The following is a 14,597-nucleotide window of genomic DNA, read 5'->3' as shown; positions in this document are numbered from 1 at the left end:
ATGCCCCACGCCAACGCCCTGTACGGGCCGCTGGACCCCGCGCCGGACGCCGGCTACGAGAATCCTCCGCCGCGGATGGGGTTCTTCACCGACACCAGCGTCTGCATCGGCTGCAAAGCGTGCGAGGTGGCCTGCAAGGAGTGGAACGGCGTGCCGGAGAGCGGGCTCGACCTGCTGGGCATGTCGTACGACAACACGGGCGCCCTGACCGCGAACTCGTGGCGGCACGTCGCGTTCGTGGAGCAGCCCCGCACGGCCGGCTGGGCGACTCCGGCGTTCGAGCAGCAACCGGACGGGCCGTCGGTCAGCCCGCTCACGGCGGCCGTCGGCGCGCGTACCGGCACCGACACCGGAACGGATCCGGGCCTTCCGGCCGGCTCGCCGGCCGCGGCGGCCCGCATGTCGGGCGGGCCGGAGTTTCTGGGGATGCCGGGCGCGCAGCCGCCGGGAAGGGGTTCGGGTGCGGAGGGACGGACGGATTTCCGCTGGTTGATGATGTCGGATGTGTGCAAGCACTGCACCCACGCGGCCTGCCTGGATGTCTGCCCGACCGGTTCCCTGTTCCGGACGGAGTTCGGCACCGTGGTGGTGCAGGAGGACATCTGCAACGGCTGCGGCTACTGCATCTCCGCCTGCCCGTACGGCGTCATCGATCAGCGCAAGGGTGACGGTCGCGCGTGGAAGTGCACGCTGTGCTACGACCGGCTCGGGGTCGGGATGACGCCGGCGTGTGCGCAGGCGTGTCCGACGGAGTCGATCCAGTACGGGGCTCTGGACGAGTTGCGGGAGCGGGCCGCTGCGCGGGTGGCGAAGCTGCATGAGCGGGGAGTGCCGGAGGCGCGGTTGTACGGGCACGACCCGAACGACGGCGTCGGTGGTGATGGCGCGTTCTTCCTGCTGCTGGACGAGCCGGAGGTGTACGGGCTGCCACCGGACCCGATTGTGACCACCCGCGACTTGCCGGCCATGTGGAAGCGTGCCGGCCTGGCGGCGATGACGATGGCGATCGCCACGGCGGTCGCGTTCCTGGGTAGGCGGCAATGACCGACGAGACGCCATCGAACGAGCCGGTCGGCGCCCGGCCCCGCGAGTTCCAGGCCGGCCCCGGTCAGCCCGACGGGAAACGCCACCGGCAGCCCCGCGGACGAGGCGGCGACGGCGGTGCGCAGCTCACGGTGCCGCCGGCCGACTTCGCCTCCTATTACGGCCGGCCGGTTCTGAAGCCGCCGGTGTGGAAGTACGACATCGCCGGCTACCTGTTCACCGGCGGCCTCGCCGCCGGAAGCGCGCTGATCGGCGCGGGCGCCCAACTGACCGGACGACCGGGGCTGCGCAAGGTGGGCCGTTGGACGGCCCTCGGCGGTGTCGCCGCCAGCACGTACCTGCTGGTCCACGACCTTGGCCAGCCGGCCCGCTTCCATCACATGCTCCGGGTCGCCAAGGTGACCTCGCCGATGTCGGTCGGCACCTGGATCCTCGCCGCGTTCGGGCCGGCGGCCGGCGTGGCCGCCGTCGCCGAGCTCGCGCCGCTGCTCCCGCAGCGTGGTGTGCTCGGCCTCGCCCGTCGGATCGCACCGCCCATCGGCACCGTCGCCGGACTGGCCGCCGCGGCGACCGCGCCGGCACTGGCGACGTACACCGGGGTGTTGCTCGCCGACACGGCCGTGCCGTCCTGGCACGACGCGTACCCGTCGCTGCCGTTCGTCTTCGCCGGCAGCGCGCTCGCCGCCGCCTCCGGGGTCGGGCTGATCGCGGCACCGGCCGCGGAGACCGCCCCGCTGCGACGACTCGCCCTGGCCGCCGCCGCGGTCGAACTCGGCGGAGGGCACCGGCTGGAGCGCCAGGGCCTGACCAGCGAGCCCTACACGCACGGGCGCAGCGGCCGGCTGGTCAAGGCGGGACGCGCCCTGCTGGCCGTGGGCACCGTCGCCGCGCTGGTCAGTCGACGCAGCCGGGTCCTGTCGGCGATCTCCGGCGCCGCCCTCGTGGCATCGTCGGTCGCCACCCGGTTCGGCGTCTTCGAGGCGGGACGGGTGTCGGCACGCGATCCGAAGTACACGGTCGTGCCACAACGGGAGCGGCTCGACGAGAACCGGTCGGCGACCCCGCTCTGAGTGGATCGGCGAAACGGAAGGCGTCCCTCTTGCGGGCGCCTTCCGTTTCGAACCGAGGTCTGCTGGCCGCGACGGGGCTGTCGCTGGCGCGACCGGTCAGCCGGTGAACAGCTTCGCGGCGGTGATGGCGGTCTGGACGATGCCGTATCCGAGGAGCACGGCGACCAGCAGCCACGACAACCAGAGCCGCCCGGTCTGACTACCGACGCGCGGCGGCGCGGGCGGCCGGCTTTCCCGCTTGAGAGCGACCGGCTCGGTGACGGTTGCCTTCGCCACGGGCGAGGTCGCCCCTCGGTCCGGTTCGTGGAAGCGCTCGGGCACGGAACGGACCAGCAGGTTCGCGATGAACCCGATGGCGAGGATGCCGACCATGGTGAAGAGTGCGGGCCGGTACGCCGCCGCGGTGAGGGTGCCGGGCTTGCCTTGCGTGTCGAGGATCCCGTTGACGATCAGCGGGCCGGCGACGCCTGCGGCCGACCAGGCGGTCAGGATCCGGCCGTGGATGGCCCCGACCTGGAAGGTGCCGAACAGGTCACGCAGGTAGGCGGGCATGGTGGCGAAGCCACCTCCGTAGAAGGAGATGATCGCGGCGGCGATCAGCACGAAGAGCGCGGTCGCGGAGTGGCCGGCCACGGCGAGCAGCAGGTACAGCACCATGCCGACGCCGAGGTAGACCATGTAGATGGGCTTGCGGCCGATGAGGTCGGACGTCGTCGACCAGACGAAGCGCCCAGCCATGTTGAACAGCGACAGCACTCCCACGAAACCGGCCGCCGCCGTCACCGAGACCGTGGTGGCGGTCCCGTTGTCCCGGAAGAAGTCCTGGATCATCGGGCTTGCCTGCTCCAGGATGCCGATGCCCGCGGTGACGTTGCAGAACAGCACGATCCACAGCAACCAGAACGACCGGGTCCGCACCGCGTTCGACGCGGACACGCTCGCCGTTGTCACCAGAGGTTTGGCGGCGACGCTCGCGGGGTCGAACCCAGCGGGCCGCCAGTCCGGCGCCGGAACCCGGACGTTGAACGGGCCGAACATCATGATCACGAAGTAGCCGATACCGAACGTGACGAAGAGCGCCACGAGGGCATGTCCCGACGCGACGGCGGCCGGGTTGGCGGGGTTGTAGCCGGAGTCGTAGAGGGAGAGCAGTTGGCGGGCGAGCGGGCCGGCGACCAGGGCACCTCCGCCGAACCCCATGATGGCCAGCCCGGTGGCGAGACCCGGGCGGTCCGGAAACCACTTGATCAGTGTGGAGACGGGTGAGATGTAGCCGATGCCGAGCCCGATGCCGCCGATGACGCCGTATCCGAGGTAGAGGAGCCAGAGTTGTTGGGTCGCGATGCCGAGCGCGCCGACCAGGAACCCGACCGCCCAGAAGCAGGCGGAGGCGAACATCGCCCGGCGCGGTCCGTTCCGCTCCACCCAACGGCCACCCACCGCCGCGGACGAACCCAGCATGACGATGGCGATACTGAAGATCGCCCCGATCGCCGTCTGGCTGGTGTCGAAGTGCGCGATGAGGGAGTTCTTGTACACACTCGTCGCATAGACCTGACCGATGCACACGTGCACGGCCAGTGCCGCGGTCGGGATGAGCCAGCGACTGTATCCCGGGGGAGCGACCGTGTGCCGAGGATCGAAGACCGACAGCATGGGCATCGTCCACACCTCCTGCGGCTGAGTAGGCCGCGACGTTGCCGAGCTGTCCGACCCGGCGGTTGGCCGAGCGGCGCCGCCGCGGTGGCGGCCCGGCGCACGTCTGGCGTCAGCCGTTTACCGGCTCCACCTCACGTTACGTGGCAGCTGGTTCACACCATGTGGTTACCGAAAAACGCGGGGACGGAGACGTCACGTGGGCGACATGACCCGCGACGCTAGACGGAGACCGATGGATCCGGTCGTTCGGTGCGGGGCACGGCGCCGGTGGTCTCCAGGATGAGCGCGGCGACCAGGTCCGGGTCGTCGCTCATCGGCACGTGCCCACATCGGGGCAGCGTCACCACCCGTGCCGCCGGCAGGCCCGCCCGGGCGCGCTCGGCCTGGTGGACGCCGAAGATCCGGTCGCAGTCCCCCCAGCCGATGGTCACCGGCACCGTCGCGTCGTGCAGCCGGAGGCAGTCGAAGCGGTAGTCGCGGGCGGCTCTGGCCACGGCGTTGAAGCCGAGCCCGCGTCGCAGGGCGAGCGCGTCGCCCAGCGCGCGCTCGACATCCAGCAGCGTCGGGCGGGCCATCAACGGCGCGAAGCACAAGGCCCGCAGGTACGCCGAGCGCAGCGCGAGCCGCATGATCGGGGTGGGCAGGTACGAGTTGGCCCGCAGCATCCGGAGGATGGCCAGCGCCCGTCGGCGCTCCGCCGGGGTGAAGAAGCCGGCGGGGGAGAGGGCGGTGGCCGAGGCGACCGCCCCGGTGGCGGCGAGCTCCAGGGCGATCGCCCCACCGAGGCTGTAGCCGGCGACGTGCGGACGCTCCAGCCCCCACTCGGTCAGGACCGGCAGGACTCCGGCCACGGTGGCGGCCATGTCGGCGGGCATGCCGGTGCTGGGCACTGGAGAGTTCCCGAATCCGGGCAGGTCGAGCGCGATCACCTCGTGGTGGGCGGTGAGCCGGTCGAACACCGGCTCCCACGCCTGGTGGCGGTGACCGATGCCGTGGATGAGCACGAGGGGCTCCCCGCTGCCCGCACGTCGGAAATGAATGGTCATGACCGCCCTCCCACCGACGTCTTGCCGAACGACCGCCCGAGCTGGCGTACCTCGTCCTCCATCTGGCCGACCATGGTCCGGCCGCCGAACCTGGTGATCAACGCATCCGACAAACCGCTCAGCACCACCGGCCGCAGCGCCTGCACCAGGGCGAGCGACCGTGGCACGTACACCTTGCGTTTGCGGCGTTCGATACCGCGCAGCAGGGCATCGACGCACTGTTCGACCGGGACGACGGTGGACAGCGGCCACGGCAACCGGCGCAGCGTGGTGCGGAACGACGCCAGGTCGTCACGGATGTCGCGGACCAGGTCGGTGTCGATCCAGATCGGATGCGCCGTGCCGACGGTGACGCCGCGTGGGCGGGTCTCCAGGCGCAGCACGTTGGCGAACTGCTCCACACCCGCCTTGGACGCGCAGTAGGCCGCCATGCCGGGCATCGCCGTGAAAGCAGCGGCTGACGAGACGATCAGGACGTGGCCACGGGCGGCGGTGACGTGGGGCAGCGCCGCGCTGACCGTGCGGATCGCGCCGCAGAGGTTCACCTCGACGGTACGGACCAGCGCGTCGACCGGCCCGACGGCGACGGTGCCGAGGTTCGCGATGCCCGCGTTGGCCACGACAACGTCGATGCCACCGAAGCGGTCCACCGTGGAGGCCACCGCGGCGTCCAACGCCGCCTGGTCGGTGACGTCACACTCGTGCCAGTGCGCGTCCAGGTCGGCGCTGAGCCGCCTGAGCAGCTCGCCTTCCAGACCGACGAGGGCGACCCGGGCGCCGCGGGCGACGGCCTCGCGGGCCATCTGCGCCCCGATGCCGCGCGCCGCGCCGGTGATGAGAACGGTCCTGCCCGCCAGGTCATACCGCATCGGCGTGCTCCCGTTCCGGTTCGTTGGGGGTGCTGCCGGTCGAGGCGATCCGGTAGTCGGCCGGGCGAAACCGGCGCAGCCGCATCCGGAAGCTGGTGGCGAAGCCCGGCCAGATGGTGGTGTTGCGGCCGGTGGCGTCGAGGTACCAGCTCGAACAGCCGGTCTGCCAGACGGTGCCGGTCATCTTCTGGTCGATCCGTTCGGTCCAGCGCCGCTGTGCGTCACCGGTCGGTTCGATGGCCTCGATGCCCTTGGCCCGCATGTGCCGCAGAGCCGCGAGCACCAGGTGTAACTGCGCCTCGATCATCAGCACCACGGAGGTGTGACCGAGCCCGGTGTTCGGGCCGAGCAGGAAGAACAGGTTGGGGAAGCCGGCGATGGCCGTGCCGCGGTAGGCGTGCATGCTCGGCGTCCAGGCCTCACTCAGGCTGCGCCCGTCACGGCCGTGGATGCGCCGGACGACGGGGGAGTCGGTGACGTGGAAGCCGGTGCCGAAGATGACGGTGTCCGCCGGGTGGTGCACGCCGTCGGTGGTGACCAGGCCGTCCGGCACGATCCGAGCGATGCCGGCGGTCACCACGTCGACGTTCGGTCGGGTGAGCGACGGCCAGTAGTCGTTGGAGATCAGCACCCGCTTGCAACCCATCGCGTACCGGGGGGTGAGCTTGTCCCGCAGGTGCTGGTCGGGGACCTGACGCCGCAGCGTACGCAGGGACAGCCGCGAGGCGAGACGGTTGACCGCCGGGTGCAGGAAGCCCAGGCCCATGCTCTCGCGTACAAGATAGAGCCCTGCCCGAGCGGCCCGTTGCGCGCCGGGCACCCTGCGGAACGCGGCCTGCTCGACCCCACCGATCCGGCGCGACAACCTCGGCATGATCCACGCGGGGGTCCGCTGGAAGAGCATCAGCCTCTCGACCGTCGGCTGGATCTGTGGCACGAACTGGACGGCCGAGGCGCCGGTGCCGATCACCGCGACGCGGCGGCCGGTGAGGTCGTGGTCGTGCCGCCACCGTGCCGAGTGGAACACGGTGCCGGCGAAGTCGTCGATCCCGGGCAGGTCGGGGATGGCGGGGTCGCTGAGCGGGCCGGTGGCACAGATCAGGACCCGGGCGGTGTGGTCGCCGCCGGAGGTGCGCAACAGCCACCGTCGGCGCTGGTCGTCCCACCTCGCCTCGTGCACCTCGTGGCGCAGGCGCAACCTCGGGCGGATGCCGAAGCGGTCGACGCAGCCACGCAGGTAGTCCCAGATCTCCGGTTGACTGGAGAAGGTGTGCGACCAGCGGGGGTTGGGGGCGAAGGAGAACGAGTAGAGGTGCGACGGGACGTCGCAGGCGCAGCCGGGGTAGCTGTTGTCCCGCCAGGTGCCGCCGACGTCGTCACCCCGGTCGAAGACGAGAAAGTCGATGAAGCCGGCCCGCTGCAGGCGGATGGCGGCGCCCAGGCCACCGAAGCCGGCGCCGATGATGGCAACGTCTGTCTCCATGCACTCCTCCGTGAGCTCGGGCGCGGCAGCCGGGTCGGCCTCGGGCGGCCAGGGCGGATCGCCCACGCCGGTGACGCGTACGCCGCCCCACGGATCGACCTCGGCCAGCCGGGCGGGCCGGACACGGTCGGCGATGCGCACCTCGACGTCGCGCCGGCCGGAGCGCACCAGGTGGGCCACCCGTGGCTCGGGCTCGATCCGCCCACCCCAGTGGAAGCGGCCGTCGACCGGCTCCCACCGCCCGCTGAGGTGCACCCGGACCGAGGTGCCCTCGACGCCCGCCGGGCCGTGGTAGCTCACGGCACGATCCGCTCGTGGGCGCGGGTGAGCTCGGGCGGCAGGTCGGCGCTGGCGCGTACCCCCTCGATGCCGCTCCACAGCAGAGTGGTCAGGTACTCGGTGAGGGCGGCCCGGCTGATCGGCTGACCGTGCGTGGTCCACCAGTCGCCGACCGCCTGCACGAAGCCCACCAGGCCGTACGCCCACGGCTCCGCCGGGCCGGCGTCCAGGCCCAGCGCCCGTAGGCGGTCACCGACGACCCGGGCCAGCCCGGCGGCGACCTGCCGGCTGGTGCCGGCGACCACCTGGTGGATGCCGGGTTGACCGGACTGTCGCATCAGGAACCGATAGAGCGTGGGCTGTGACTCGATCACCCCGAGGTACGCGTCGATCGTCGCCTCGACCAGGTCACGTTCCTCGCGGACCTGCTCGATCGCCGGCGCGATGGCGTCGACCACCCGGGCCGCCACCACCTCGCTCACCGCGATCCAGAGCTGCGACTTGTCGGCGAAGTAGCGGTACAGGACCGGTTTGCTGACGCCCGCCGTGGCTGCCACCTGTTCCATGTCGACGTCCGGGCCGTGCCGGAGCAGCGCCTGCACGGCGGCACCGACCAACTCCTGCCGCCGATGCTCACGATGGTCTGCCCAGCGGTCTCGGCGACCGTTGCCCTTCGCCTTCGGATCGGCGTCCGGCGGCGGGTCGGATGCATTGACATCAGTGAGCGGCGATTGCATGCTACTACTCGTAACAGTTACTTGTCGTCACGTCAATATGGAGGAGTCATGGAGGTCGCACCGGCGGAAACCGAGCGCGCGGCGGTCGCCGAGCGACTACTCACGTCCTCACTACGCACCAGCTACGACCCCACCGTCGAGATCGACTGGGACGCCCCGCACGCCCCCGGCGGCTACTGGCTTCCACCGCACCGCAGCAGCCTCTACGGCACGTCACTGTGGGAACAGCTCAGCCAGGAGCAGCGCGTCGAGCTCACCAAGCACGAGGTGGCCAGCGCCGCCAGCGCCGCCTACACGATCGCCAACCGCCTGGTCCATCCCGACGTGTACGCGGCGGTGGGCATTCCACCGGCGGTCGGTCGTGCCACTGCCCGCGCCAACCCGCACTGGCGTGCCACGCTGCGCTGGTCGGCGGCGCGGGTGCACGCCAACCTGGCGGACGTTGGTCTGGTGGCTGGGCCGGGGCGTCTGCTGTGGGCCCGGGCCGGGCTGATCTGACCCGTCGTCCCCTGGCGGAACGGCATGGGGGCCGTGCCGTCTCCGGCCGGACCCCACGCCGCCCGTGTGGGCTCACTCGTCGCGGGCGAAGCCACCCTTCGGCGCGATGATCTCCAGGTTCGTCCCGTCCGGGTCGTTGAAGTAGGCGACCTCGGTGCCCACCGCCGCCTCCGGGTTCACCTCGCCGGACGCGAAGGTGTACGGCTGCCCGAGGAACTCGATCCCGGCCTCGCTCATCCGGTCGAAGGTCGCGCGTACGTCGTCCACCTGGAAGCACAGGTGCATGGAGCCGGGCCGGTTGGCCGCCACCTGGGCGGCGTCGCCGACCGGCTCCTGGAACTGGATCAGGTCGATCCCGAGGTTGTCGAGGTTGAACGTGGCGTACCGCAGCTTCGTCGTCGGCAGCCCCTGTGACTGTGCGAACCCGGTTCCGTGCATGCTCTCGTCCCGTACCACCGGTTCCGCGCCGAGCAGGGCCTGGTAGAACGCGACCGAGCGGTCAAGGTCACTCACCGCGATCCCGACGTGCGCGGCGGTCTTCAGGCCGATGGATACGGTCGAGGGGTGGGGGAATGGCATTCTGACTCTCCTTACCAGCGTTCTTCGTCGCCTGCGTTGGTGCTGATCTTCGAGTCGTACCCCGCCGGGATCATTCCATGCGACCTCGCTGTCAGGCTCGTTCGACCCGCGCCTGCTGATGATCGGTCAGCCGGAGCCCGACACCGCGTACGACATCGATGGTGGCCCCGGTGCCCAGGTCGTGCAGCTTGCGGCGCAGCCGCTTCACCAGCGACTGCACGTCCGCCTTGCGTTCGCGCCCCTCGTCACCCCAGACCGAGCGGTGCAGCTCCGCGTAGCTCCAGACCCGGGCCGGCTCGGTGATGAGGCAGGTCAGCAGGTCGTGTTCGAGGCGGGTGAGGTCGACCTTCCGGTCCCCGCAGCGGGCGCTGGAGCGTGCCGAGTCGATCACCAGGGCGGCGACCGGCGCTGGTTCGGACGGGGCGGCGACCTGCTGCGGAGCGGCGATCAGTCGGCGCAGTTCGTCGAGGTCGGCCACCAGCAGTAGCGGCGCGATGCCGTCCAGAAGCTCCGCGAGCCGGATGCGCTCGGCCGGCGACGGGGTCACGGCGATCAGCAGTGGGAACGGCTCGTCGGCCGGCTCACCCCTGTTTGCCGTTGCCTCGTCGTCCTCGGCCACCGCACCGCCCGGGATCGATGGGCATCCCTGCCCAGCTCTCGTCATGGTCCTGACAATGATTGGCAGGCGCGCCGCCAGCCAGGGCAACTCTTAGCGACAAGTTGCTCACGGCAAGTTCTTGATCGTCCGTTCTTCTCGATCATAGTGTCCACTCGGGCAACCGGCGTGACCCGCGCGGTGCATGGGGAGTTCCACCATGGCCCATTACACCCCTGGGTCGTTCTGAGGGAGGCAGCACCGATGTTCAGACGTCCACAATGGCGGCGCGCAGCCAGATCACTGGTGAGCGCCGGCGCGGCGACGATCCTCGCCGCGACATGCATGGTCACCATCGGCTCGGGCGCGCAGGCCGCGCCGGGCGCTGCGATGGGGGCGGGCGCCCCGTCCGGGGACAAGATCCGACCGGAGCTCGCCAAGCAGCTCCAGGCCAAGAGTGAAGGGGACTTCTGGATCCGGTTCAAGGACCGCGCGGACCTCAGCAAGGCAAGTGCCATCAAGGACTGGTCGAAGCGTGGCACGGCGGTGGCGGACGCGCTGCGCAAGACCGCCGCGGCGAGCCAGGGCAAGATCCGGGCCGATCTCGACAGCTCGGGCGCCAAGTACCAGACCTTCTGGGCCACCAACGCGATCAAGGTGAGCAGCGGCTCGCTGGCGATGGCGCAGAAGTTCGCCGGGCACTCGGAGGTCGAGGGACTCTACGCCCCGGTTGCCTACCAGGTGCCCGAGACCACCAAGGGTACCGACGAGAAGACCGTCAACGCCCTGGAGTGGGGCATCGCCAACATCAACGCCGACGACGTCTGGTCCCAGTACGGCGTCAAGGGCGAGGGCATCACCATCGCGAACATCGACACCGGGGTGCAGTTCAACCACCCGGCGCTGGTCAACTCCTACCGGGGCAACAACGGTGACGGGACGTTCGACCACAACTACAACTGGTTCAACGCCGCCGAGTCGAGCGGTGCCTGTGCGACCGCCCCCTGCGACGGCGACGGTCACGGCACGCACACCATGGGCACCATGGCCGGCTCCGACGGCGCGAACCAGATCGGCGTCGCCCCCGGGGTGAAGTGGATCGCGGCGAACGGGTGCTGCCCCAGTGACGCCGCTCTGATCGAATCCGGTCAGTGGATGCTCGAACCGCTGGACCTCAACGGTCAGAACGCGGACGCGAGCAAGCGACCGAACATCATCAATAACTCGTGGGGCACCCGGGACCCGTCCAACGAGCCGTTCATGGAGGACGTCACGAACGCCTGGGCCGCCTCCGGGATCTTCGGCGTCTGGTCCAACGGCAACAGCGGACCGGCCTGCCAGACCAGTGGCTCGCCGGGCAGCCTCGCCAGCAACTACTTGACCGGCGCGTACGACATCAACAACAACGTCGCCGGCTTCTCGGCCCGCGGCGCCGGTCAGAACGGGGAGATCAAGCCCAACATCTCGGCGCCGGGTGTGAACGTCCGGTCGAGCATTCCGGGCAGCTCCTACGGCAGCATCAGCGGCACCTCGATGGCCGCGCCGCACCTCGCGGGTGCGATCGCGCTGCTCTACTCGGCGGCCCCGTCGCTGATCGGTGACGTCGACGCGACCCGTGCGCTGCTCAACGGCGCAGCGGTCGACAAGGCCGACGACCAGTGTGGTGGCACCGCCGCCGACAACAACGTCTACGGCGAAGGCCGGCTGGACGCCCTCGCGTTGCTCAACGCCGCCCCGACCGGCGACATCGGCACGCTGGCCGGCACGGTCACCGACTCCGCCACCGGTGCCCCGATCGCCGGTGCGACGGTGACGCTCACCGGCCCGGCCGCGCGTGAGCTGACCACCGGCGCGGATGGCAAGTTCTCCACCCAACTCCCGACCGGCGACTACCAGGTCGCCGTGGCGGCGTTCGGTTACGGCAGCACCACCAAGTCGGCAACGGTCGCCAAGGCGGCGACCACGACGCTCAACGTCGCGCTCACGGCGGTGCCGAGTGTCAACGTCACCGGTGCGGTCACCGACGGCTCCGGTCACGGTTGGCCGTTGTACGCGAAGGTGACCGTGACGGGCGTGTCCGGCGTCTACGACCACACCACTCCGTCGAACGGCCGCTACAGCATCAAGCTGCCGGCCGGGCAGACCTACACCCTGAAGTACGAGCCGCAGTACCCGGGCTATCAAACGGTCACCAAGGAGGTCGTGGTCGGCGCGGGCAACGTCACCGCGAACGTCGCCGTGCCGGTGGACACCACGGTCTGCACCACGGCGCCCGGATACACGACTGGCTCCGACGGTGAGTACGAGACCTTCGACGCCACGACCACGCCGGCCGGCTGGACCGTCGTGGACAACGCGGGCAGCGGTCAGGTCTGGAAGTTCACCGACGACGGCGACCGGGGCAACCTGACCGGCGGCAGCGGCAACTTCGCGATGATCGACAGCGACGCCTACGGAGCGGGCACCAGCCAGGACACGTCCCTGGTCAGCCCGGTGGTCGACCTGACCAGCGTCACCGCCCCGGTCATCCGGTTCAACCAGGACTTCAACCAGCTCAACGACGACACCGCCGACGTCGACCTGAGCATCGACGGCGGTGCCACCTGGACCAACGTGCTCCGCCAGGAGACCGACGTCCGGGGACCGAAGGTGACCGAGATCCCGATCCCGCAGGCCGCCGGCAAGGCGCAGGTGCAGGTCCGGTTCCACTACTACGACGCCTCGTACGAGTGGTGGTGGGAGGTCGACAACGTCCTGATCGGCAGCCAGGTCACCTGCGTACCGCTCGACGGCGGTCTGGTCGTCGGCAACGTCCGCGACAAGAACGACGACAGCTACGTCAACGGCGCGACCGTCATCAGCAAGGACCGGCCCGCCGAGAAGGCCGTCACCGTGGCGACCCCGGACGACCCGGGGCTGGCCGACGGCTTCTACTGGATCTACTCGTCGCTGACCGGTTCGCACCCGTTCACGGCGACCGCCGGCAACTACGTCAGCCAGACCAAGCAGGTCGAGGTCGAGGCCGACTGGGCGACCACCGCGAACTTCCAGCTCGCGGCCGGTCGGCTGTCGGTGACGCCGACCCAGCTGAGCGCGACGCTGCAGATGCCCAACGGCAAGACCAGCAAGACGTTCACGGTGACCAACACCGGCGGCGCGCCGGTCGAGGTCAAGTTCAGCGAGCGGGACAACGGATTCGAACTCCTCCGGGCGGACGGGTCCACGATCACCCGGCAGCAGGTGCTCGGGTCCAGCGGTGCACCGGAGCAGCGGCTCACCGTACCGACGTCGTTCGCCGCCAAGGCGTCCGGCAAGGAGGCCAAGGCCGCTGCCGCGGCGGCCAGCCCACAGGCGGCACCGTGGACCGACATCGCCAACTACCCGGCCACGATCATGGACAACCGGGTGGTGAACCTGGACGGCAAGGTGTATTCGCTCGGTGGCGGCGACGGTGCGGCCTCCACCACCAAGAACTACGCCTACGACCCGGCCGCGCAGACCTGGACGGCCATCGCCGACCTTCCCGGCGCGCGCAACGCCCTGACCGCTGGGGTGGTGAACGGCAAGATCATCGTCACCGGTGGCTGGGCCGACGCCGGTCCGGACTCCGCCACCTGGTCGTACGACCCGGGGGCGAACACCTGGGCGGAGCTGGCCGACAACCCGGCACCGCGGGCCGCCGCCGGCCAGGCCGTCGTCGACGGCAAGCTGTACGCGGTGGGTGGCTGCACGACCGCGGCCTGCCTGCCGATGTCGAACAGCGTCGTGCGGTACGACCCCACCAGTGACAAGTGGGAGACGATGGCCAACTACCCGAAGTCGGTGGCCTTCGCCTCCTGCGGTGGGATCGACGGCGTCCTCTACTGCACCGGCGGCAACGACGGTTCCGCCGCGCAGAAGTCCAGCTACGCCTTCGACCCGGGTGCCAACACCTGGACCGCCATCGCCGACGCGCCGGCCGACAACTGGGCCAGCTCGTACGCCGTCGCCAACGGCAAGCTCCTTGTCGTCGGTGGTTCGCAGGGTGGGGCCATCAGCAACGCGGGCTTCGCCTTCGACCCGGCCGCCGGTTCCTGGTCCAACCTGCCGAACGCGAACACCGCGCGGTACCGCGGTGGCGCGGCGTGCGGCTTCTACAAGATCGGTGGCTCGTCCGGCAGCTTCAACGCGGCTCCGGACAGCGAGGTGCTCCCGGGCTTCGAGGGATGCTCCGAGTCGGCGGCCGACGTCAGCTGGATGACCATCGACAAGTCGGCGGTCACCCTCGCGCCGGGTGCGAAGGTCACGGTCACCGTCGGTCTGACGGCGAACGTGGACCAGCCGGGCACCTACTCCGGCGGGGTCGGGATCTCCGAGAACACCCCGTACTCGGTGGCACCGGTCGCCGTGACCATGACCGCGAACCCCCCGAAGACCTGGGGCAAGCTCATGGGTACGGTCACCGGCACCAGCTGCCAGGGTGCGACCTCGCCGCTCACCGGCGCGGTCGTGCAGGTCGACTCGTGGGCGGCGTCGTACACCTTCGCCACCGACGCCGAGGGCAAGTACGCCTACTGGGTGGACCGCCGCAACAACCCGCTCACGATGATCGTCGCCAAGGACGGCTGGAAGCCGCAGACCCGTCAGACGAGGATCGACACCGCCACTCCCACCGTGGAGAACTTCGGGTTGGCGCCCATCAGGTGCTGACGCCTGAGCGCTAGCGCAGACGTCCGGCCCGCCTGGTCACAGACCAGGC

The 14,597-nt window shown here is 70.4% G+C and carries 11 protein-coding genes; 4 read left to right on the top strand and 7 right to left on the bottom strand.

The features are described 5' to 3' along the window. Both ACIBF8_RS11055 and nrfD read left to right on the top strand, forming a co-directional pair. On the top strand, window positions 1-1,044 hold the full coding sequence (locus ACIBF8_RS11055; protein ID WP_396782366.1) for a 4Fe-4S dicluster domain-containing protein: 1,044 nt from the start codon (window positions 1-3) through the stop codon (window positions 1,042-1,044). Further along, window positions 1,041-2,114, top strand: a complete 1,074-nt coding sequence (gene nrfD / locus ACIBF8_RS11050; protein WP_396782364.1) for an NrfD/PsrC family molybdoenzyme membrane anchor subunit — start codon at window positions 1,041-1,043, stop codon at window positions 2,112-2,114. The genes ACIBF8_RS11055 and nrfD overlap by 4 nt, the downstream gene beginning before the upstream one ends. Before the next feature lie 96 nt (window positions 2,115-2,210). Here nrfD and ACIBF8_RS11045 read toward each other — a convergent pair whose 3' ends face one another. The 5 genes from ACIBF8_RS11045 to ACIBF8_RS11025 form a co-directional block, all read right to left on the bottom strand. Beyond that, window positions 2,211-3,770, bottom strand: coding sequence for an OFA family MFS transporter (locus ACIBF8_RS11045; protein ID WP_396782488.1), 1,560 nt, complete (start codon window positions 3,768-3,770; stop codon window positions 2,211-2,213). 221 nt (window positions 3,771-3,991) lie between these two features. After that, entirely contained in the window at window positions 3,992-4,819 is an 828-nt protein-coding gene (locus ACIBF8_RS11040) for an alpha/beta fold hydrolase (RefSeq protein ID WP_396782363.1), read from the bottom strand. After that, on the bottom strand, window positions 4,816-5,688 hold the full coding sequence (locus ACIBF8_RS11035; RefSeq protein WP_396782361.1) for an SDR family oxidoreductase: 873 nt from the start codon (window positions 5,686-5,688) through the stop codon (window positions 4,816-4,818). The genes ACIBF8_RS11040 and ACIBF8_RS11035 overlap by 4 nt, the downstream gene beginning before the upstream one ends. Next, window positions 5,678-7,471: a DUF4873 domain-containing protein gene (locus tag ACIBF8_RS11030; RefSeq protein ID WP_396782360.1), complete on the bottom strand. Its 1,794-nt coding sequence runs from the start codon at window positions 7,469-7,471 to the stop codon at window positions 5,678-5,680. The genes ACIBF8_RS11035 and ACIBF8_RS11030 overlap by 11 nt, the downstream gene beginning before the upstream one ends. After that, the gene (locus ACIBF8_RS11025) at window positions 7,468-8,187 is read right to left on the bottom strand and encodes a TetR family transcriptional regulator (protein WP_396782359.1); all 720 of its coding nucleotides are present in this window, start codon (window positions 8,185-8,187) and stop codon (window positions 7,468-7,470) included. Before ACIBF8_RS11025 ends, ACIBF8_RS11030 begins: the two co-directional genes overlap by 4 nt. Window positions 8,188-8,235: 48 nt before the next feature. Here ACIBF8_RS11025 and ACIBF8_RS11020 point away from each other — a divergent pair, with 48 nt between their 5' ends. Next, a complete protein-coding gene (locus ACIBF8_RS11020) occupies window positions 8,236-8,685 on the top strand; it encodes a diiron oxygenase (protein WP_396782357.1) in 450 nt (149 codons plus the stop codon). A 72-nt stretch (window positions 8,686-8,757) separates the two neighbouring features. Here ACIBF8_RS11020 and ACIBF8_RS11015 read toward each other — a convergent pair whose 3' ends face one another. Next, a complete protein-coding gene (locus ACIBF8_RS11015) occupies window positions 8,758-9,264 on the bottom strand; it encodes a VOC family protein (protein ID WP_396782356.1) in 507 nt (168 codons plus the stop codon). A gap of 91 nt (window positions 9,265-9,355) precedes the next feature. Then, window positions 9,356-9,928, bottom strand: a complete 573-nt coding sequence (locus ACIBF8_RS11010; protein ID WP_396782354.1) for a winged helix-turn-helix domain-containing protein — start codon at window positions 9,926-9,928, stop codon at window positions 9,356-9,358. Window positions 9,929-10,123: 195 nt separating this feature from the next. On the opposite strand from ACIBF8_RS11010, the gene ACIBF8_RS11005 reads away from it, so the two are divergent. Continuing rightward, complete coding sequence (locus ACIBF8_RS11005; protein ID WP_396782353.1) at window positions 10,124-14,548, top strand: S8 family serine peptidase; 4,425 nt, start codon at window positions 10,124-10,126, stop codon at window positions 14,546-14,548. The last annotated feature ends 49 nt before the right edge of the window (window positions 14,549-14,597 follow it).

Origin of the sequence: Micromonospora sp. NPDC050276 (assembly GCF_044459545.1) — a bacterium.
Lineage (GTDB): Bacteria > Actinomycetota > Actinomycetes > Mycobacteriales > Micromonosporaceae > Micromonospora.
This window is presented reverse-complemented; position numbering and strand designations above follow the sequence as displayed.

Bases quoted from the DNA above. Each gene is read 5' to 3' on its own strand.
- ACIBF8_RS11055 (WP_396782366.1), top strand. From the start codon at position 1: ATGCCCCACGCCAACGCCCTGTACGGGCCGCTGGACCCCGCGCCGGAC.
- nrfD (WP_396782364.1), top strand. From the start codon at position 1,041: ATGACCGACGAGACGCCATCGAACGAGCCGGTCGGCGCCCGGCCCCGC.
- ACIBF8_RS11045 (WP_396782488.1), bottom strand. From the start codon at position 3,770: ATGCTGTCGGTCTTCGATCCTCGGCACACGGTCGCTCCCCCGGGATAC.
- ACIBF8_RS11040 (WP_396782363.1), bottom strand. From the start codon at position 4,819: ATGACCATTCATTTCCGACGTGCGGGCAGCGGGGAGCCCCTCGTGCTC.
- ACIBF8_RS11035 (WP_396782361.1), bottom strand. From the start codon at position 5,688: ATGCGGTATGACCTGGCGGGCAGGACCGTTCTCATCACCGGCGCGGCG.
- ACIBF8_RS11025 (WP_396782359.1), bottom strand. From the start codon at position 8,187: ATGCAATCGCCGCTCACTGATGTCAATGCATCCGACCCGCCGCCGGAC.
- ACIBF8_RS11020 (WP_396782357.1), top strand. From the start codon at position 8,236: ATGGAGGTCGCACCGGCGGAAACCGAGCGCGCGGCGGTCGCCGAGCGA.
- ACIBF8_RS11015 (WP_396782356.1), bottom strand. From the start codon at position 9,264: ATGCCATTCCCCCACCCCTCGACCGTATCCATCGGCCTGAAGACCGCC.
- ACIBF8_RS11010 (WP_396782354.1), bottom strand. From the start codon at position 9,928: ATGACGAGAGCTGGGCAGGGATGCCCATCGATCCCGGGCGGTGCGGTG.
- ACIBF8_RS11005 (WP_396782353.1), top strand. From the start codon at position 10,124: ATGTTCAGACGTCCACAATGGCGGCGCGCAGCCAGATCACTGGTGAGC.